Origin of the sequence: Nostoc sp. CMAA1605 (assembly GCF_021596505.1) — a bacterium.
Lineage (GTDB): Bacteria > Cyanobacteriota > Cyanobacteriia > Cyanobacteriales > Nostocaceae > Trichormus.
The window spans coordinates 1-19,572 of record NZ_PJIZ01000115.1; the positions used below are offsets into that span (position 1 = coordinate 1).

The window sequence follows — 19,572 nt, forward strand, 5'->3', positions numbered from 1 at the left end:
GTGTTTCGTTAAAAGCCAAGCCGTTACAAGGTTTTAGGCATTGTGGAAAACGACAAAAAAGTGCATGAACCACACCCCAAAAAAGCCACAGAGTCAACAGCCTAGCTTGCTTCCCACGATAGCGGGTATTGCGAATTGCGAATTGCGAATTGCGAATTGTGAATTGTGAATTGGTATCAGATTATGTAACAAAATTGTCTCCGCTTAAAGTTTTAGCCTCCTAAAGATGGGAGGCTTTTGTATGGAAACTGCGGAAAATTCATATGACGAAAACAAACACAGAATAGAGGATAGCAACTGTTGAGTAATGAGTGCTGTTAGCGGTAGTGCGGCGTTTAGCCGGTGCTGAGTGCTGAGTGCTGAGTAATGAGTAATGAGTAATGGGTGTTGAGTAATGAGTAATGAGTAATGACTGTTGACTGTTGACTATTGACTATTGACTATTGACTAAACTAGCGATCGCTTCAATTAAAGCATCAGGATCTACAGGCTTGGATATGTGCATTTGAAATCCTGCCGTAATTGCTTGCTGTTGATTAATTTCTCCAGCATAAGCTGTCAGGGCGATCGCGGGAATAGTTCCGCCCAGTTCTGGTGGCTGTTGTCTTAATTGTCGCATCAACATATAACCGTCTACTTCCGGCATCCCGATATCACTGATTAAAATATCTGGTAATGACTCAGATAGTGTTTCTAAAGCCTCTTGTGCTGACTTGACGGCAGTTACTTCAATGCCATAGTCTTCCAAAATAAAACTGACCAAATCTCTAATATCTGGTTCGTCATCTATTACCAACACCTTTTTACCTGTCAGAGTGGAAGATTGAGGGTGAGTTGATAACGGTTGTTCTTCTTCATAACTCATGGGTTCATGTTTGTGTATCAGTGGTAAGTTGACTCTAAAGGTAGCACCCATACCTTCCCCTGGACTAAATGCTTGCACACTACCTCTGTGTAATTCTACAACTTGACGGGCGATCGCTAGTCCTAAACCCAAACCACCAAATTTTCTGGTAGTTGTACTGTCAGCTTGGCGAAAGTAATCAAACACGTGAGGAAGAAAAGCTGGTGCAATACCCTTACCTGTATCACTGACTTGAATTTGCACTTGGTGATTCACTTCTGTGAGGTGAATGTTTACCTTACCACCAGGGGGTGTAAACTTCACTGCATTAGATAGTAAATTCCAGATTACCTGTTGCAATCGATTGGGATCACCCATGACTTGACCTAAATTGTGGTCAAGAACTTTCTCAATGAGAATAGACTTAGCCTCTGCTGCTAGTCGCACTGTTTCCACCGCCGCTTCCACCACCATAACTACACTGACTGGACACAAATTTAATGTCAATTTACCTTGCAGAATGCGGGAGACATCTAATAAATCTTCAATTAGTTGCGTTTGCAGTTTAGCATTGCGTTCAATGGTTTCTAGGGCTTGGTCAATAGTAGACTGACTAAATTGACGGGAACGGAGTAATTTTGACCAACCTAAAATCGGATTGAGTGGTGTTCTGAGTTCGTGGGAAAGAACCGCTAAAAATTCATCTTTAATCCGGTTAGCAACCTCTGCTTCTTGGCGTGCTAATCTTTCTTGATGTAGTAGGCGATCGCGTTCTTGTTCCGCTTGTTTGCGTTGACTAATATCCAGCACAAACGCCACTCCCCTGTCTTGGGAGTCATTGAGTAAGGCTATCCCCAATACCACTGCTACCCGTTTACCATTGCGGTGAATGTATTCCTTTTCGTAAATTTGGGAAACACCATGAATTTTGACTTGGGCGATCGCGCGATCGTCTAAATGATTATACTCAAGTGGGGTAAGTTCTCGCCAATCAATGCTACCCAAAACGGCGAACTCTTCACGGGTATAGCCAGCCAATTTTAAATAAGCATCATTGGCCTCGGTAATCAAGCCATCAACAGTCCAAAAAGCCACCCCAATTAAATTAGATTCAAACAACCGCCGGAATCTAGCCTCACTGTGGCGTAAGGATTGTTCAATTTGCTTGTGTGCTGTAATGTTACGCGAAACCGTGATTACACCCTCAATACTTTGGTCAGCTTTACGTAGTGGAGTGAGAATATACTCATAGTATTGAGTTCCGTTTGCTGTGACATACGTACACTCATCTTTAATTGGTATACCCGTTGTAATTACCGTTTGAGATTGACTCTCTACTTTTTCTATAAATTCCGGTGGTAAATCTAATTCCCTCACAGTCTTTCCTACCATCTCCTCTGGACGCAAACCCAATACCGCCGCACCACCATGACTGACGTACTGATATTCACCTGTACGATTAAAAATAAAAATGTGGTCTACTGAAGTAGTGAGAATAGCATTTAAAATATTGGCTTGTTCTTGAATTTTGTTCACTAAATTCTGTGTATTTGCTGCTACTTGTTTACCTTCAGTAATATCCATACAAGTTCCCATCATCCTGATCGCTTGTCCCTGGTGATCAAAGAAAAATTTTCCTTTAGATGCAATCCAATGTACCGTTTGATCAGGCCAAACTATACGAAATTCATCACTATAAGGGGTTTTTTCTGCTTGAGTTTGAGCAATTTTCTGTATAACTCTTTGTCTATCCTCACTATAAAGACAATCTAAAAAAGCATCATAAGTCCCAGCAAAACTGCCAGGAATTAAACCAAACAAAAGTTCGTGATTTTCAGACCAAATGACTTTTTGAGTCGGGATATGCCAATCCCAAAAGCCCAAATTCGCAGCTTCTAAAGACAGCCTTAGCCGTTCCTCACTTTCCCTGCAATTCTCACTTTCTGGTTGTAATTCCTGACTAGAAACTCCACCATCGATTAATTGTAGAGGTGGCTGAACTCCGGTAGCTTTTATTTGTGCTTCTAGTAATATTTGTCTGTGTTGATATTGTTTTTCTAATTTTTTTAATCTAGTAATTTTGTCTCGTACAGATATCAATTCTTGAGATAAATGATAGCCAATTTGGTCAACATGGTGTATTGACATGGGAAACATCCAAATCATAATGCGATATCAGTTTTGAGACATCGCATAAATCTGATTGAGTATGATTTTTCTACTATTAAAAATCAATCTCTCATCCGGTATATAAAAAATCATTACTCAGGTATTAGGATTCTACTGAGCAAGTATCTAAAGTTAGATAAGTAGAACAAGGTAATTAAAAGTTTGTAGTCAGAACTTTAGTTCTCTCTTAGAGACGCTGCGCGAACAGAAAAGGACTAAAGTCCTTACTACGAACTGAATCCTAGTATTTTTACATTAATTAACATGATTTGGTGGTTTTCAGTCATTCTATTGAGTTATTCAGTTTCTCTCCTGCTGTCTCTGCTTTCCTCCCATGCCCAATATCTCAAACCTATGGCAAGATTGGAATCAGATTGCAATGCACTTGACTAGGTACACTGGATGCTAGGAAACACACTTGTGGGAAGATACCAAATTATTAGCCACTTGGGAGGAGGGGGATTTGGTGAAACTTTTGTGGCTTGTGATACCCATTTACCTGGTTCACCTAAGTGTGTTGTGAAAAAACTCCAACCCCAGTCGAAAGATCCTCATACTTTAGGAATTGCAAGGCGATTATTTGATACAGAAGCGCAGGTACTCTATAAATTAGGTAAGCACGATCGCATTCCCCAACTTTTGGCTTACTTTGAGGATAATGCGGAGTTTTATCTAGTACAGGAACTGATTCCAGGGTACAATCTCTCTCAAGAAATCACCACAGGACTTACCTATTCTCAAGCTGAAGTCACAGCACTGTTAGCAGAACTTCTGACTATCTTGGAATTTGTGCATGAGCAGAACGTCATTCACCGTGATATTAACCCCCGCAATATTTTACGGCGTGAGGATGGTAAGTTAGTTTTGATTGATTTTGGTGCGGTGAAACAAATTACAACCCAAATCATCAATACCGCAGGTGAACCGAAATCTACCGTAGTTATTGGGACACCTGGATATATTCCTGGTGAACAAGCACAAGGTAATCCCAAATTTAGCAGTGATATCTATGCAGTAGGGATACTGGCTATTCAAGCACTCACAGGTTTGTCAGCTTTGCAAATTGAGCAAGATCCCGAAACTAATGAAATTATCTGGCGTAATCAAGCTACAGTTTCCCCAGAATTTGCAAACTTGATTGACAAAATGGTTTGTTATGATTTTCGTCAACGTTATTCTACAGCTACGTCCGCTTTAAATGCACTTACGGAATTAACCAAATCGGTATCTAATACTTTACCTGTAACCCCGACTTTACCACCCCAGAAAACATCTTTTTTTTCTCATCGAAAAAGTATATTCTTGAAGATTTTATTTGCAATTTTATTAACGGGTTTAACTGGTGTAGCTGCAACCTATGTAATTAATAATGTCAATATTAATAATGCCATAGAACTTTCTAAACAAGGTAATACATTATTTGAACTGCAACGCTATCAAGATGCGCTCAGTGCCTATCGCCAAGCCACAACGATGAAACCAGATTATCCACAAGCTTGGTATGGACAAGCTAGAACTCTGGCGAAATTAGAGAAATATCAAGAGGCATTGACAGCCTATGATAGAGCTATTCAAATTTTACCAGATTATCTAGAGGCTTGGAATGGTAGAGGTTTCGCCCTACAAAAATTACAGCGATACCAAGAAGCGATCGCCTCTTTTGATAAGGCTTTAAAACTTAATCAAAATTCTCCTGAAATCTGGAGTGCTAAAGGCGAAACATTCAGTATATTAAAACAGTATGATAATGCCATTAATGCTTATAATAAAGCTTTAGAATTAAAAGCAGACGATTATGTGACTTGGTATAATAAGGGTTTAGCCTTCCAAAATTTAAAACAATACGATGAAGCGATCGCAGCTTATAATAAAGCCGTAGAAATCAAACCTAATTATGTCAGTGCTTGGTACAATTTAGGCAATTCTCAAGTGAACTTGAGACGTTATGAAGATGCCATTAAAGCCTATGATAAAGCAGTACAGTACAACCCCAATTATGAAGCAGCTTGGCTATCAAAGGGTAATAGTTTAATTACCTTACAACGTTATCCAGAAGCAATTGAAACATTTAACCAAATCTTGAAAACCAACTCTAATAATTATCAAGCTTGGTATAGTAAAGGCTGGTCATTACATCAAAACCAAAATTACCCCGAAGCCATCGAAGCTTATAAGCGAGCCGCTAAACTTAAACCCAAGAATTATCAAGTTTGGTATAGTTTAGGCAACTCTCAATATAATTTACAAAAATACGAAGACGCGATCGCATCCTATAGCCAAGCAGTACGCCACAAACCCAATCATTACGAAAGCTGGTATAGTCGCGGTAACGCCTTGTATAGTTTACAACGCTACAAAGAAGCGATCGCATCCTATGATCAAGCAATAAAATACAAGCCAAATGACCAGCCTGCAATCAGAGCGCGCAATGAAGCACAATTACAACTAGATGCTGTCACACCCCAGCCTATAGTATTACCCACTATGCCCACTCCGCAGTTTACGATGCCTACACCGGAGAGTTGAAGGTGGGGGGAATTGGGCATGGGGCATAGGGCATGGGAGACAAGGTAGACGAAGTAATGAGTAATGAGTAATGAGTAATGAGTAATGAGTAATGAGTGCTGTTAGCGGTAGCGCGGCGTTTAGCCGGTGCTGAGTGCTGAGTGCTGAGTGCTGAGTGCTGAGTGCTGAGTGATGACTAATGACTAATGACTAATGACTATTGACTAATGACTATTGACTATTGACTATTGACCATTGACTATTCCACATTCAAAATTTTTGGTACTTTAAAGAAATCGCCTTCTTGCTCTGGTGCATTGTTGAGAATAGCTTCTCTTTCAGGATAGGGCTGTAATTCATCTTCTCTTGTCACGTTGCTGACATCAATAGCCCTTGTTGTAGGCTGAACATCGGTGACATCCAACTCACTCAACTGCTCTACATATTCCAAAATACTACCTAACTGAGTAGTAAATTGTTGTTCTTCTTCGGGAGTTAATTCTAAACGCGCCAGCAAAGCAACTTTACGAACTTGTTCCTGATCAATCATGATTAATTTCAGCGTTGAGAGTGAATGGTCGATATGTAGTAGTCATATTAAAGCGAAAACCAGGGTAACGCCAACCGATGGCATAAGCTGTTAGGCATTTAATTTACACATTGAGGCCGCAGAGGGGCAGGGGGCAGGGTGCAAGGGAGAGAGTTTACAGCTTTTGCCAACATGAAAATGATGCAATTTAAATGACGATTAGCTTAATTATTTCTCGGCAAAATCAATATCATGCTTCCACCAGTGATTAAACTGCTCCCAGAACACTTACAAATTATTCAACGTCACGCTGAAAGCACTTACCCAGAGGAGTGTTGTGGGTTAATTTTAGGGTATATGACTGGGAGTGTGAAAACTGTAGTCGAGGTGATACCCACAGCTAACGCTTGGAATAGTGAAGCAGAAAACTTTGCTGAGAATAGTAACACCCACAGCACCGAACGAAGATATGCGATCGCACCCGAAATCATGTTACAAGTACAAAAATCAGCACGGGATCGCGCCTTAAATATCATTAGTATCTATCATTCCCATCCCAATTATCCCGCCGTTCCCTCAGAATGCGATCGCTTGTATGCTTGGCCAGGATACTCATACATCATAGTTTCCGTTCAAAACGGTGTAGCTAGTGAAATCAACAGTTGGACTCTTGACGAAAATCATCAATTTCAAACCGAGATAATTCAGCACTAGAGGCTAGCAATGGGAACAAAAAAGACCTTTCCCATGCCCCATTCCCCATTCCTTTCAAGGGTAGGGGTTTAAGAAAGGGGCAGAAAAGCAGGTAAAATATACAACTGTTATCAAACCGCAAAAATCCGCAAGTCAGATAAAGCGAAGAATTGAGGGTGTCAGGGAGAATGCTGTTAGGAAAAAATGAGGAATTAAGGCAATGGACTAGAACAGTGATAGAAAAGATGCCCCATCTGTCCAAGTCGCAAGCATTGATACTAGCAATGTGGAGTTTTGGGATAGTGATGACCCAATCATGTGGACTGACAACAGTGTCAGTGTTCTTAGCAGAGTTATTGGGAAAAAAGGAAAATACAGTACGTCAGCAACTCAGAGAATGGTTAAGAGATGGGGAAGATAAAACAAAAGCAACAACAGGACGGGCAACACTAGATGTGACATTGTGTTTTAGACCTTTGTTGTTATGGATTCTGAGTCTGTGGCCACAAGAGGAAAAACGGTTGGCATTAGCAGCTGATGCCACAACATTGAGTGATAGATTTACAGTCTTAGCGATTAGTGTTGTTTATAGGGGTTGTGGAATTCCCATAGCCTGGAAAATAGTGGAGGCAACTAAACCAGGAAGTTGGAAACCGCACTGGCAAAAATTATTAAGCGACATCAGTGAGACTGTACCAGCAGATTGGTTTGTCATAGTGACAACAGACCGTGGACTGTATGCCGACTGGCTATATCAACAAATTCAATCCCTGGGTTGGCATCCATTTATGCGAATTAACCAAATTGGACAGTTCAAACCTCAAGGAACTGAATCTTGGCAACCTTTAAATACTTTGGTCTCGGAAGTTGGTCAGTCGTTCTCTGGTTTAGTTACTTGTTTCAAAACTAACTCTGTCAAATGTACTTTGGTAGCTCGCCATGATGAGGGTTATGCTGACCCTTGGTTAATTCTCACCGATTTACCACCGGAAATTGCGGATGCTTGCTGGTATACCATGCGCTGTTGGATTGAGTGTCTGTTTAAAGATGGCAAACGCGGCGGTTTTGGTTGGCATCGCACCAAAATTACTCACCCCAAACGCGCCGAGAGGCATTGGTTGGCGATGGCTGTTGCTACTCTGTGGCAAGTTAGCGTCGGTGGAGAAGTTGATGCCAATCTACCCATTAGTAGTTTAGATGAGCTACCACCCACTCATGTTGCTCGACGCAATTTCAAACATAGTGTTTTCCATCGTTGCTTGAGTTGTTTTCGGCGTGGATTTTTAGTCATTAAAGCTGCTGTTCTTAATCGAGAACCTTTACCCATCGGTAGCTTTTTCCCTCAACCTTGGCCTAACTTGACTCCACAACTTCATGTCTTGAAAATCACTCTCTCTACTGCCTGATTTTTAAACCCCTACCCTTAAAAGATTCCCCATTCCCCATTCCCAATGCCCCATGCCCCATATTCCTGATAACATAATCTCAATACTTAAACTAAAACACAGACATCATTTTTCGATACAATCAATATTCCGCGCGTCCTCATTCAAACTGCTATGCTTAATCCCAATCTGGATGAGATCCAGTTGACCAAAGATGATTACGAACGCTACTCTCGTCACCTAATTTTGCCAGAGGTGGGAGTAGATGGGCAAAAACGCCTGAAAGCTGCCAGTGTGTTATGTATCGGTACAGGTGGGCTAGGTTCACCACTACTGTTATATTTAGCAGCCGCAGGTATCGGTCGCATCGGTATTGTTGACTTCGATGTTGTAGATACTTCCAACCTCCAGCGTCAAGTTATTCATGGGACATCCTGGGTAGGTAAACCCAAAATTGAATCCGCAAAAAACCGCATTCATGAGATTAACCCCTATTGTCAGGTGGATCTCTACGAAACCCGCTTAAGTTCAGAAAATGCTCTAGATATCGTGAAAGATTACGATATCGTGGTGGATGGTACGGATAATTTCCCCACCAGATATCTAGTTAACGATGCTTGCGTATTGTTAAACAAACCCAATGTTTACGGTTCAATCTTCCGCTTTGAAGGACAAGCAACAGTATTTAACTACGAAGGCGGGCCAAACTACCGCGACTTGTACCCAGAACCACCACCACCAGGAATGGTTCCTTCCTGTGCAGAAGGTGGCGTATTAGGGATTCTGCCAGGGATTATTGGTGTCATTCAAGCTACAGAAACGGTCAAAATTATTCTGGGGAATGGCAATACATTAAGCGGCAGATTGTTGCTGTACAATGCCCTAGATATGAAATTCCGAGAGTTAAAACTGCGTCCCAACCCAGTGCGCCCAGTCATTGAAAAGCTGATAGACTACGAACAATTTTGCGGTATTCCCCAAGCCAAAGCAGCCGAGGCGCAACAGCAGCAAGATATTCAAGAAATGACTGTAACTCAGTTGAAGGAATTACTTGATAGTGGTGCAAAGGATTTTGTGCTACTAGATGTGCGTAACCCCAACGAGTACGACATTGCCAAAATTCCTGGTTCAGTATTAGTACCTTTACCGGAAATTGAAAACGGTAATGGTGTCGCCAAAGTCAAAGAAATACTCAACGGTCATCGCTTAATTGCTCATTGTAAAATGGGCGGGCGATCGGCTAAAGCCCTAGCGATCCTCAAGGATGCGGGAATCGTCGGTACAAATGTTAAAGGTGGTATCACCGCTTGGAGTCGGGAAGTAGATCCTTCTGTTCCTGAATACTAAGATGATGGGGGTGTAGGGGTATAGGGGTGTAAGGGTGTAGGGGTGAAGGTGTTATTCTCTATTCCCAGTCCCCAGTCCCCAATCCCCAATTCCCATTCCCTACTGAATCTCTAACAAACTGATTGCCCGTTCTAGATGATTTTTAGCATTATATAAGGCGATTAATTTTTGCTGACCGTATTTTTCAGGATGATTAATTGATTTACCTTCTAGGGAAATTCTGATGAGTGCGGACTGTTCTGTAGTGGGTGTTCCCATTTCTTCTAATGCACTACCTACTGCTTGATAACTAACAAACGTAGGGAATTTTAAGCCTCTGCCATCTTCTAGTTGCTTTAATGCTAGTGCAGGGAAAGCCATTAAGGTTGTTATGTATGCAGTCTTATAACCTGGATTCCCTGTTGGTTTTAATCCATAGCGGTTACAAAGCATTTTTAGTTGGGGAATGGTTAACAGTTCTAGTTCAGTGCGACTAAACAGCATAAAATAAGTATTGCCATTTGTAAAAGTGGTATCGGTGGTGTACCAGTTTCCAGCTTGTTACCACCACCGATTAAATAATGTAAACTGATGCGCGCATCGATTAAAAGCTATTTTTATATTTATTAATAATGTCAAACCCTAAAGGTAAACCAGAGAATTTTGGAAATCAGGAGAGTAGAGAGTTAACAGACAACCTAAGTTTTCGCGTCACTAAAGAGATGAAAGACGCAGTGAAGGCAAAAGATGATCCTTCGGAATTTTGCAGGAGGGCAATACAGAAGGCTTTAGATGAAGAATCTAGTTAAAAGTTATACTAAATAAAATTTTTTCGGACTGATTGCATTATTGCTCAGACCTAACCCCCAACCCCTTCCCTACCAGGGAAGGGGAGCAAGAATTAAAGCCTCTCTCCTTGCAGGGGAGAGGTTTGGAGAGGGGTCTTTAGTTTCCAAACATCCTCGCAGGGAAATTAGGCAAAAACACTATAATTTAACCTAAGCCTAATTTATCCTACTCCTGAGCGCGAAAATGTCAGAGGTATCTTTCAAGCTTTTCTTTTCTTACTCTCACGAAGATGAAACTCTAAGGGATAAATTAGCTAAACACTTGGCTACATTAAAAAGACAGCGTGTAATATCTAGTTGGCATGATCGCAAGATACTACCTGGGCAAGAATGGGATCACCAGATTAACGATAATTTAAACACATCTGACATAATTTTGTTGCTTGTCAGTGCAGATTTTCTTGATTCTGATTACTGTTGGGATGTGGAAGTTAAAAGGGCAATAGAACGCCATGACAAAGGTGAAGCTTGCGTCATTCCGGTGATTTTGCGGAGTGTTGATTGGGCTGGCGCGCCATTTGCTAGACTACAAGCTTTACCCAGGAATGCTGAACCTGTGGTGTCAAGGTATTGGCATACTCAAGATGAGGCTTTTACAGATATAGCAAAAGGTATCCGTGCTGCGGTGGAGGAACTTAAGCAGAAACGTCAACGCAAACAACAAGAAGCTGAGAGACGACGACAGGAAGCTGAGGCTTTAGGAAGACAAAGAGAACAGGAAGAAGCAGAAAAGCTAAAGCGAGAACAACAGGCTGAAATACGACGACAGGAAGCCGAAAGACTAAAACACGAACAAGAAGAAACCGAGAAACTACGTCAAAATGAGTTAGCTTCAGAAAAAGGTGTAGATTATACGAAATTGCGCGACTTACTAGCAGCAAAAAAATGGAAGGAAGCAGACTATGAAACCTATCTGGTAATGCTTCAGGTAGTAGGGCGTAAGGATGAAGATTGGATTAGAAGTGAAGAATTATTAAACTTTCCCTGTACTGACCTCCGTACCATTGACCGCCTGTGGGTAAAATATAGCAATGGACATTTTGGCTTCAGTGTTCAAAAAGAAATCTACTTAAGCGTTGGTGGTAAACCAGACGGTCAGTATTACAAAGAAGCCTGGGAAAAATTTGGCGATCGCGTAGGATGGAGAGTGAACGGAGACTGGATTCTTTACTCTAATATAACTTTTGACACATCTTCTCCTAAAGGACATCTCCCTTTACGGAGATACGGGAGGCGGGATGGTGGGAGCTTGCGCGTACTCTTCTCTCGCATAGAGGCTTGTAAAGTTTAATATCTAGGCCTTTTCGAGATTTCTAAAGATTCATTACAAGCCATAAAAATACGGTAGAATCAGCATTTCAAGTTTCCGATACCTGGCACTGCGGGGTTATAACAGTTCGCTTGAATAAATTTTTCTGCTACTTCATACACCTCAGTATCTTCAGTCACCCTTTGTTTATCCCAAGTAAACTCATCTGTACTGGTGACTTCTTCTCTTAATCAATCTTGTAGAAAAGAGTAAGCTAGAAGTAAACTCAGGACTAAAAGGCAAACTCCATGAAAACACACGAAGAGACCATTGCTAAAATTCGCCTACTTCCAGAGTCTCTAGTTCAAGAGGTGAATAATTTTATAGATTTCTTAGTTTGGAAGTCTAGCAATAAAGACTCTTCAACTTGGCTAAATTCTCATGAATCCTTAGAATTAATGGAATCAGATTTCTCTGATTATCTCTCCAACTTAGAAGACTATGAAAACCGTCTAGCTCGTGGGGAAATTAAGTGGTAGACATTAAACGAGGGGATATAGTGCTGTGTGATTTAAATCCAGTTGTGGGAACAGAACAAGCAGGTATTAGGCCTGTTGTGATTGTACAAATTGACCAAGCCAATGCTGTCAGCCCTCATACAATTATTGCACCGTTTACCTCAAAAATTAAACGCGCAATTTTGCCTTCTCATGTATTTATTTCTGCTGGTGTAGGTGGATTAAATCAAGATTCTGTTATTCTTTGTGAACAAATACGCGTAATTGATAAATCAAGGATTATTAGATTTATCGGTCATTTAGATGAAAATTATCTAGAGCAACTAGCATTAGCCCTATTTGCAATTCTTGGTTTACAGAGTCATAAAAATACATAAATTACGCCTGATTTGAATTAAGAAAACCTTCTATTCAAAAAATAGCCTATGCTTGGAGCTAACGAGACTCGGTAGGGGCGGGTTAATCCAATATTATGAACGATTAACGCTGATCCTAGTGAACCCGCCCCTACAAATGTCTACTTAAATTGGTCACAGGTAATGTTTCATTACATAGTATTTTCTTGTAACAGCTATTTGATTTATAAATGAATTATCAAAATCTTTAGCAATACGAAAAATATTAATCACACTTTAAATGAATATTGCCAAGCCACAATTTAATATTTTATGGGTGCAAGTGTGGACATTAGCAGCATTGCAAGGAGCAATTACCCTATGTTGGGTAATTTATAATGCTTACGTACCGCAACTTTTAACCCAATTTGGTTTTCCCGCATCCTTAGCATTGGTTGTTTTAATTATCGAAAACGCCTTGGCTGTAATTTTAGAACCTCTCATGGGTGGACTTTCAGATAAAGCCAAGGAAAGGATAGGTAGTAGATTTTTGTTGATTTCGGCGGGTGTGATTATGTCCGCCACATTATTTATAGCAATTCCTAGTATTGTAACTTTTGTACCGCCGACTGAGGTTTGGCGATCGCTCCTCCCTTTTACATTAATAGCATGGGCGATCGCCATGACTATCTTTCGCTCACCGGCTATAGCGTTATTAATTAAATATTCTCTCCCCGCCGAGTTACCTTTAGCGTTTAGTGTTGTCACATTAACAGGGGGGATAATTGGGGCGTTTCGGGGTGTGGTGAATCAGTTTATTTTGGGTTTAGGGGCGATTTGGACATTTGCGATCGCTTCCTTTGTATTATTAGCGGTAACAGCTGCACTACGTATAGTTACCCCTCCCGATAAACCGGTTGATGAACATCACGCAGCAATCAACCCCATACCTTGGTCAGAACTCAGTTTAATTTTGGGTGCTGGCTTTGGGATTGGTTGGGGTTCTCGCTTACTTATGGATGTTGTGAGTAAGAATTTACAAGCACAATTTGGTCAAAATGCTTGGTTAATGGTGGCGGTAGGAATTGCGATCGCTTTTGCCTCTCCTCCTGCTGGTTGGGTTGCTACTAAAATTGGTAATAGTCGCGCCATTTTAATTGGTATTGGTTTAACTATTATTTCCCTAATGTTAATAGTTTTTGCAGGTTTACCAGTTGTTTTTGTATTACTAATTATCGCAGGCTTTAGTTTAATTATTAACGGCACAATTCCCTTTGCTTTAGGATTAATGCCTCAACGTTGGTCAGGTTTAGGAATAGGAATGTACTTCGGGGGATTTTCATTAGCCATGAGTTTATTCGGCGTATTTCTTCCCCAACCCCAAAGCATTACACCCCTTATAGGTGCAGTAGGGACGACCTTAGCTTTTCTGCTAGCAGGTGGATGTGTAATGGCTAGTGGAGAAAGGTAAAAGGAGGGAAGAAAGGGGACTGGGGACTGGGGACTGGGGATTGGGGATTGGGGACTGGGGACTGGGGACTGGGGATTGGGGACTGGGAATAAATAGTTAGTAGACAAGGTGGACAAGGTAGACAAGGTAGAATTTATTTCTCCATCAAAACTCATTACTCATTACTCATTACTCATTACTCAGCACTCAGCACTCATTACTCATTACTCATTACTCATTACTCATTACTCATTACTCATTACTCAGCACTCATTACTATTCCGGTAAAAGGGAAATTTAAGATTGACTATTTGATAATTGCAAAAATAGCTTTTCCCAATCAATTACAGGTGGTCTTGTTCCCTTATTCACTAGTTCAAAAACTTGATTGGTAGCAGAAGGATAAAAAATAGATTCCACACAAGCAGCCGCTACGTCGATTCTACTAGCATCACCAACTAGAGTATCACCCTTATCGATGACCACATCTAACTTACCGCCTGTAGTAGCCTTCAGCAAAGTATTGAGATCATAGGAAGTATAAGGGCCATCAATCAAACGTCCAGGACGAATAATTGTATAAGGTAATCCTGAATTGATAATTGCTTGCTCACCCTTTTGTTTAGCATCTAGTACGCCAAAGCCATTGAGAATGCTAAAAGGTACTTGATTTTTGCGAAGAATCCCCACAGATGAGACAAAAACGAACCTTTTTAGATGGCTTGATGCAACATTAACTAAATTACTCACACCTTCAGCATCGACTTTTGCCGGTGTATTTTTCGCCGCAGTTTCTCTGTAGTCAGCATCCAGCAGAATTTTCACCCAGTCAATTAAGTTAGGTTGGGGGTTAAACTCCCATCTATCAGAAGGAAAAGCAGTAGTTCCAGTACAACAAATGATATGAGTGACATTCTCTACTGCGGTGGTAAGTGTGCTGGGGTTGCGGATATCTCCAATCACAATTTCCACCTTGTCATCGAACATATTTGTAGCTTTTTGGGTATTTCTCGTCAGGATGCGTACTCTCACACCTTTATGTAGCAGTTTTCCTACTACCAACTGTCCAACTCCACCAGTTGCACCAACAACCAATACCAAATCCTGCTCTGTTACAAAAGTCATAATTGCCCCAAAGATTGCCTATTGTTAATCTACTCAAAAATGAGATGATGCGGTTTGCCACCATAGGAACATATTTAGACTCAAATGCTGATGTGTATAGCCCACTGGGTATCAAAATCAAAAGCCCGGCGTTAAACACCAGGCTTTTGACGATTGTAAAGGGGGTATATTCCCCAGGGGGTTCAATATAAAGTTTCTGTATAAATCGTTGTACTTAGCTGTACTAATAGGTAATACCACTGCATTTTAGTCATTTCCGGAAAAATGGCAAAGTTTTTTGAGAAAATCAATCCAGGAATCTACCGATAGTATAAGCCCGTAGATTAGAGAATAGAGAAGTATTTTAATGATTTATCGCATTTTTACTGATGAATAATCTATCTGGTAGCTGGCAAGAGTGGTTAACTGTGTCTATTTATCTGAGTTTGACTGTGTTTGTCATGTGGTGCGTATTCACCACCCAGAGGAAATGAGGAATGGGGAATGGGGCATTGGGCATTGGGAGACAAGTAGGAGATCAGAAAAACTGTTCCCTGTTCCCTGTTCCCTGTTCCCTGTTCTCTAATGACTATTGACCATTGACTATTGACTAATTTTTTTTTGTTAAAATACGAACTTGTTCAATGGCACTCTTTCAGCAATATCTTGTAATATTCACCCCCAGCAGTGAAAATACTCCATCCCAGTAGAGGTGATGGATTTTATCGAACAGGATATAAAATCAAAATCAAAAATAAACAGCAATCAGTGTATTGGAAAATTATGTGAGGATGAACTCATGAAATATGGCATAGATATGGGTCACAATTGCCCACCAGATACAGGAGCTAGAGGCATCAGATTTGAAGATAATTTAACTATAGATGTTGGTACCAAAGTGGCCTCTAAGTTACAGGCTTTAGGTCATGAAGTTGTTTTATGCAAGCCGGACAGTGCAGCTTCAGTTAGAGATTCACTCTCACAAAGATGCAATAGAGCTAATGCGGCTAGAGTTGAAGTTTTTGTTTCTATCCATTTCAATGCCTTTAATGGCCAGGCCAATGGTGTAGAAGTATTTGCAACTAGTGACTCAGGCAGAAGAATTGCTCAACCTGTATTAGATGAAATAGTTAAATTAGGATATTTTAATCGTGGGGTAAAAAACGGTTCTCACCTATTTGTCTTGCGAAATACTAATATGCCTGCAATTTTGGTGGAATGTTGCTTCATAGATTCCCAAAAAGATATGAATCTATTTAATTCTGAAGCAACAGCTAACGCCATTGTTAAAGGTTTGACTGGTAAATTACCTACAGTAGCTGTAAATGCTGTTCCAGATGAAGAACAAAATATAGATACTAGTGTAATGAGGCTACAAAAGTCTTTAAATAGGCTCAAAGTTACTGATAAAAACGGTAAAGCACTAGTAGAAAATAATCAACTTAATCCTGAAACTAAATTCGCGATCGAAAGATTTCAGGGAATTGTGGGTATAGAACAAACAGGAATTGTGGGAGAAACTACCTGGAATGTTATCAATCAAATTCTCGCCAAACGTATCCTGAGACCTAATCATGCTGGAGGCCCTGTAGTCAGATATTTACAACACCGTATAGGTGTTGAGATTGATGGCATTTTTGGCCCACAAACAGAAGCAGCCGTAAAGAAATTTCAAAGACAGTATGGCTTATTGGCTGATGCTATTGTTGGGCCAATGAGTTGGCAGAAGTTAATTGGTTAGATAACTAAGGTAAAAATGAAATTAAAAGTCAAAAGATAGCCAAACACTAACTTTTGACTTTTAGCAATTAGCTGGATTCTATTAACCACGATTTTTCTCTAATAACAGCATCATCACTAAACTTAAGAGAATTTGCTGTTCTTCGCGATCGCTCATCTGATCAATGGTCTTAATGATAAACTTCCGGGAAAGGAACGTGGGGATTTTTTCTAAGCGCATCACCTGTGTACCATCAGCCCGACTGACTATATATACAGGGTTGAACACGTAACCTGTAAATAAACCTAAAATCGGAATTTCTGCAAACAGTGCATCCGCTACCTTCACCCAAGGGTTTTGTTCTTGGATATTTAAATTACTCTCCTCGCCCTCAAAAATATCATAACGGGCTTTCCATATGGATTTTAAACCACGGCGTTTGACTCCACCCACATAAGTACCATTACTGTCAGTGAAATCATAACGAGCAGAGAAATCAATAATGCGATCGGCTTTGATATAGTACAGAGGCTGTTTCTGCTCCGCATCCGCAAAAATCGTAATCGCTTCCTTGAGTTTAAAGAGTTTCTGCTTGACATAGAAAGCCAAATTCCCGTGGGCATCAACAACAGATATTTGTGGTGCAAAAGCCCAAAGCTTAAACGTAAGTTCCAGTGGATACTGCATAGCGTCAGTGACAACAAAAAATTAATAGCTCCATTATTAAACCCATTTATGGTGACTGTATAACAAACTACTAATTAATTAATGTAAATAACGCTTAACTCTCAGTAGTGGGGTAGTGATGGCATTTTGGGATTATAGAATTCTTGACTTGGGGCTTCATCTCTACTTTCACCAAGCTTAAGTGCTAATTAGCACATATCTGGAGATTTTCCCAAGAACAGTGACAGGGAGTTGCATAAACTTACAAAGCTCAACCTATTGATTAAGTGAAGGGGTTGAAACCCAAAGCACACATCAACACTGAAACTTGAGGTAAACGTCATGAAATTACGTCACTTAACTGGTTCTTTACTCACCGCCACTGCACTGTTAACTACCACACTTCCCGCCTTTGCAGGGCCATTTAATATTCAACCATCCGGTGTTTTCAAGCCAGGTAATGTTCCCAGTGCCGTTGGTAATGTTACACCTAACACACCCTCACCTAGTAATAACCCTGTAGGTAATAGTGAAATTCAAGGTTTAGGCGACCATCAGTCATGGGTTGACCCCAACACCTTAGCAAAAGACCCTCGTGCTTTGTGTAGCGATGTCGGTTTAGGTAGCAACACCAGCAGCAGCACCACCAAAATAGCCTTAGCTAACTCTACTAGCACTCGTTCTAGTTCTGCTCGCAGTCATAATGATGGTGGTGGCGGTGGTGTTAGCATCTTCGGTATAGGTGTTAACGGTAGTGGTAGTAGCCAAGGTAGCCAAAATAATAGTGAATCAAAAGACATCCGCAGCAACAGTACGGAAGAACGTAGCAGCAGTTCCTCTACAGTAGTTCAAGGCAAAAATTGCGATGCGTTCGTCAATTCCGCCGCCGCTAGAGATATGAACTATCAAGATAATTTAACTCGCCGCTATGAAATTAAGTTGGTCGTCGTGGACAACAAGTAAACCAACTACTTGAAAATAAATAATTGAAATGTAATGTATAGTTTCTGATTCTGAATTTTGAATTGTTCAACCGCCGGGGTAATCACCCTGGCAATTGCTTTAAGTAGAGTGACTTGAAAAGTCTCATCTAAGTTAATTAATGCAAAAGTATTACGATTGAGTTCGTAGTAAGGACTTTAGTCCTTTTTAGAGGACTAAAGTCCTTACTACAAACCTTGAGTTATTTACTCTGTTCTGCTTATTTAAGGAGAAACTATGAATATTAAATTAGGGTGGAGAATGATTCTTCTCTCCACAACTTTATTTTTGAGTATTGCACCTTTAGCTAATGCTGAAACGCCTTCTCGCTCAATTCGCAATTCACAAATCTTACCCTATTTATTAGATCATCCCCAGGATAATTCTGTAGTCAGAGTGCGTTGTGTTCGCAAATTTAGACAACACTCAGATAGCCAACGCCGTGTAATTAGAGACAGTCTCTTAAACTCTCCTTTAGAAAATGATGATACTGTCACCATAGAAATAGAAGGTAACTGTCATAATGTCAGAGTTCGTGTGCAGGATGACTCCAATTATTCTGAATATCCAGTTTACGATCCTTATGTCCATGATTATCACCATAACGTTGAAGACCGTTGGTTAACTCGTCAAGGTTCAGGATGGCATTGGCTATTGCGAAATCAACGCTAGGGGACTACTAGAAAATAAATTATTAAATACTCAGCAACCAGCACTTGCCAACTAGAGTAGGGCTTGCTTTCCCATAGAAGGGAATTTAGAATTGTTTGCCTTAGCTTTGCAAACTGAGACACACAGTAATCTACTTGCCAAAACTCCAATACCATAACGACAAGGTGCATTTGAACATTTAGGCATTACTACCCTAATTTTAAATCGGGCGTTCCAGCGTGGGCTAACTGTAATCACAGGATTGTCATCCGTTTCAGTATCGGAGGCGATAAGATTACCATTGTCATCATAAAGTTTTAAGTCAATATCATTACAATCTTCATCACAAACGCCTACGATCGCATAACTAACTCCCTGTCTCAAATTCACAGTAACGTCATCTTCTCCATTACCACCAAGATCCCCAACAAAGGGATCATGTGTGAGACGTAGTCCCCCCTGACCAGCAGCTTTTGCGGCTTGAACTAGTTGAACACCAATTTGTCTGGTATATCTATCTGACTGTGCGATTTGAACCCCAGTATTGGAAGTAGGAGTTTCAGCACGAGCGAAATCTGTTGTGGAAAAGATGCTACTAC

Annotated in this window: 19 protein-coding genes; 13 read left to right on the forward strand and 6 right to left on the reverse strand. The window is 40.6% G+C overall.

Going from position 1 to position 19,572, the window contains the following annotated elements:
• Positions 1–433 precede the first annotated feature (433 nt).
• Positions 434–2,992, reverse strand: coding sequence for a PAS domain-containing hybrid sensor histidine kinase/response regulator (locus CV014_RS26095; RefSeq protein ID WP_236144679.1), 2,559 nt, complete (start codon positions 2,990–2,992; stop codon positions 434–436).
• Positions 2,993–3,415: 423 nt separating this feature from the next.
• Between CV014_RS26095 and CV014_RS26100 the strand changes: the two genes are divergently transcribed.
• Positions 3,416–5,539 carry a tetratricopeptide repeat protein gene (locus CV014_RS26100; RefSeq protein WP_236144680.1) on the forward strand — a complete coding sequence of 708 codons (2,124 nt, stop codon included), beginning with the start codon at positions 3,416–3,418 and terminating at the stop codon, positions 5,537–5,539.
• 238 nt (positions 5,540–5,777) lie between these two features.
• Here the strand turns inward: CV014_RS26100 and gatC are convergent, their stop codons facing one another.
• Positions 5,778–6,068, reverse strand: a complete 291-nt coding sequence (gene gatC, locus CV014_RS26105; RefSeq protein ID WP_236144681.1) for an Asp-tRNA(Asn)/Glu-tRNA(Gln) amidotransferase subunit GatC — start codon at positions 6,066–6,068, stop codon at positions 5,778–5,780.
• Between the two features lie 231 nt (positions 6,069–6,299).
• Here gatC and CV014_RS26110 point away from each other — a divergent pair, with 231 nt between their 5' ends.
• The 3 genes from CV014_RS26110 to moeB all read left to right on the forward strand — a co-directional run bounded on the left by CV014_RS26110 (position 6,300) and on the right by moeB (position 9,472).
• On the forward strand, positions 6,300–6,761 hold the full coding sequence (locus CV014_RS26110; RefSeq protein ID WP_236144682.1) for a Mov34/MPN/PAD-1 family protein: 462 nt from the start codon (positions 6,300–6,302) through the stop codon (positions 6,759–6,761).
• A gap of 311 nt (positions 6,762–7,072) precedes the next feature.
• Entirely contained in the window at positions 7,073–8,146 is a 1,074-nt protein-coding gene (locus CV014_RS26115) for a transposase (RefSeq protein ID WP_236141400.1), read from the forward strand.
• Between the two features lie 153 nt (positions 8,147–8,299).
• Entirely contained in the window at positions 8,300–9,472 is a 1,173-nt protein-coding gene (gene moeB, locus CV014_RS26120; protein ID WP_236144683.1) for a molybdopterin-synthase adenylyltransferase MoeB, read from the forward strand.
• Between the two features lie 99 nt (positions 9,473–9,571).
• Here moeB and CV014_RS26125 read toward each other — a convergent pair whose 3' ends face one another.
• The gene (locus CV014_RS26125; protein ID WP_329608452.1) at positions 9,572–9,955 is read right to left on the reverse strand and encodes a hypothetical protein; all 384 of its coding nucleotides are present in this window, start codon (positions 9,953–9,955) and stop codon (positions 9,572–9,574) included.
• Positions 9,956–10,083: 128 nt separating this feature from the next.
• Here CV014_RS26125 and CV014_RS26130 point away from each other — a divergent pair, with 128 nt between their 5' ends.
• The 6 genes from CV014_RS26130 to CV014_RS26155 all read left to right on the forward strand — a co-directional run bounded on the left by CV014_RS26130 (position 10,084) and on the right by CV014_RS26155 (position 14,139).
• Positions 10,084–10,260: a hypothetical protein gene (locus CV014_RS26130; RefSeq protein ID WP_192881599.1), complete on the forward strand. Its 177-nt coding sequence runs from the start codon at positions 10,084–10,086 to the stop codon at positions 10,258–10,260.
• Between the two features lie 223 nt (positions 10,261–10,483).
• Positions 10,484–11,590, forward strand: a complete 1,107-nt coding sequence (locus CV014_RS26135) for a GUN4 domain-containing protein (protein ID WP_236144684.1) — start codon at positions 10,484–10,486, stop codon at positions 11,588–11,590.
• 266 nt (positions 11,591–11,856) lie between these two features.
• Complete coding sequence (locus tag CV014_RS26140; RefSeq protein ID WP_236144685.1) at positions 11,857–12,087, forward strand: DUF2281 domain-containing protein; 231 nt, start codon at positions 11,857–11,859, stop codon at positions 12,085–12,087.
• Positions 12,081–12,443 (forward strand): type II toxin-antitoxin system PemK/MazF family toxin, encoded by a 363-nt coding sequence (locus CV014_RS26145; protein ID WP_236144686.1) that lies wholly within the window; start codon positions 12,081–12,083, stop codon positions 12,441–12,443. The genes CV014_RS26140 and CV014_RS26145 overlap by 7 nt, the downstream gene beginning before the upstream one ends.
• Positions 12,444–12,702: 259 nt before the next feature.
• Complete coding sequence (locus tag CV014_RS26150; RefSeq protein ID WP_236144687.1) at positions 12,703–13,872, forward strand: MFS transporter; 1,170 nt, start codon at positions 12,703–12,705, stop codon at positions 13,870–13,872.
• Positions 13,873–13,980: 108 nt separating this feature from the next.
• Positions 13,981–14,139 carry a hypothetical protein gene (locus CV014_RS26155; protein ID WP_236144688.1) on the forward strand — a complete coding sequence of 53 codons (159 nt, stop codon included), beginning with the start codon at positions 13,981–13,983 and terminating at the stop codon, positions 14,137–14,139.
• A 9-nt stretch (positions 14,140–14,148) separates the two neighbouring features.
• Here the strand turns inward: CV014_RS26155 and CV014_RS26160 are convergent, their stop codons facing one another.
• Entirely contained in the window at positions 14,149–14,976 is an 828-nt protein-coding gene (locus CV014_RS26160) for an SDR family oxidoreductase (RefSeq protein ID WP_236144689.1), read from the reverse strand.
• 778 nt (positions 14,977–15,754) lie between these two features.
• Between CV014_RS26160 and CV014_RS26165 the strand changes: the two genes are divergently transcribed.
• Positions 15,755–16,696 carry an N-acetylmuramoyl-L-alanine amidase gene (locus tag CV014_RS26165; protein ID WP_236144690.1) on the forward strand — a complete coding sequence of 314 codons (942 nt, stop codon included), beginning with the start codon at positions 15,755–15,757 and terminating at the stop codon, positions 16,694–16,696.
• Positions 16,697–16,777: 81 nt separating this feature from the next.
• On the opposite strand, the gene CV014_RS26170 is transcribed toward CV014_RS26165, so the two are convergent.
• The gene (locus tag CV014_RS26170; RefSeq protein ID WP_236144691.1) at positions 16,778–17,362 is read right to left on the reverse strand and encodes a hypothetical protein; all 585 of its coding nucleotides are present in this window, start codon (positions 17,360–17,362) and stop codon (positions 16,778–16,780) included.
• A gap of 321 nt (positions 17,363–17,683) precedes the next feature.
• Between CV014_RS26170 and CV014_RS26175 the strand changes: the two genes are divergently transcribed.
• On the forward strand, positions 17,684–18,304 hold the full coding sequence (locus CV014_RS26175) for a hypothetical protein (protein WP_329608453.1): 621 nt from the start codon (positions 17,684–17,686) through the stop codon (positions 18,302–18,304).
• A 255-nt stretch (positions 18,305–18,559) separates the two neighbouring features.
• Positions 18,560–18,994, forward strand: coding sequence for a hypothetical protein (locus CV014_RS26180; protein ID WP_236144692.1), 435 nt, complete (start codon positions 18,560–18,562; stop codon positions 18,992–18,994).
• A gap of 51 nt (positions 18,995–19,045) precedes the next feature.
• Here the strand turns inward: CV014_RS26180 and CV014_RS26185 are convergent.
• On the reverse strand, positions 19,046–19,572 hold a 527-nt coding region (locus CV014_RS26185), incomplete at its 5' end, for a hypothetical protein (protein WP_236144693.1).

Excerpts from the sequence above, each read along its gene's own strand:
- CV014_RS26095 (WP_236144679.1), bottom strand. The coding sequence starts at position 2,992 with ATGTCAATACACCATGTTGACCAAATTGGCTATCATTTATCTCAAGAA.
- CV014_RS26100 (WP_236144680.1), top strand. The coding sequence starts at position 3,416 with ATGCTAGGAAACACACTTGTGGGAAGATACCAAATTATTAGCCACTTG.
- gatC (WP_236144681.1), bottom strand. The coding sequence starts at position 6,068 with ATGATTGATCAGGAACAAGTTCGTAAAGTTGCTTTGCTGGCGCGTTTA.
- CV014_RS26110 (WP_236144682.1), top strand. The coding sequence starts at position 6,300 with ATGCTTCCACCAGTGATTAAACTGCTCCCAGAACACTTACAAATTATT.
- moeB (WP_236144683.1), top strand. The coding sequence starts at position 8,300 with ATGCTTAATCCCAATCTGGATGAGATCCAGTTGACCAAAGATGATTAC.
- CV014_RS26125 (WP_329608452.1), bottom strand. The coding sequence starts at position 9,955 with ATGCTGTTTAGTCGCACTGAACTAGAACTGTTAACCATTCCCCAACTA.
- CV014_RS26130 (WP_192881599.1), top strand. The coding sequence starts at position 10,084 with ATGTCAAACCCTAAAGGTAAACCAGAGAATTTTGGAAATCAGGAGAGT.
- CV014_RS26135 (WP_236144684.1), top strand. The coding sequence starts at position 10,484 with ATGTCAGAGGTATCTTTCAAGCTTTTCTTTTCTTACTCTCACGAAGAT.
- CV014_RS26140 (WP_236144685.1), top strand. The coding sequence starts at position 11,857 with ATGAAAACACACGAAGAGACCATTGCTAAAATTCGCCTACTTCCAGAG.
- CV014_RS26150 (WP_236144687.1), top strand. The coding sequence starts at position 12,703 with ATGAATATTGCCAAGCCACAATTTAATATTTTATGGGTGCAAGTGTGG.
- CV014_RS26160 (WP_236144689.1), bottom strand. The coding sequence starts at position 14,976 with ATGACTTTTGTAACAGAGCAGGATTTGGTATTGGTTGTTGGTGCAACT.
- CV014_RS26165 (WP_236144690.1), top strand. The coding sequence starts at position 15,755 with ATGAAATATGGCATAGATATGGGTCACAATTGCCCACCAGATACAGGA.
- CV014_RS26170 (WP_236144691.1), bottom strand. The coding sequence starts at position 17,362 with ATGCAGTATCCACTGGAACTTACGTTTAAGCTTTGGGCTTTTGCACCA.
- CV014_RS26175 (WP_329608453.1), top strand. The coding sequence starts at position 17,684 with ATGAAATTACGTCACTTAACTGGTTCTTTACTCACCGCCACTGCACTG.
- CV014_RS26180 (WP_236144692.1), top strand. The coding sequence starts at position 18,560 with ATGAATATTAAATTAGGGTGGAGAATGATTCTTCTCTCCACAACTTTA.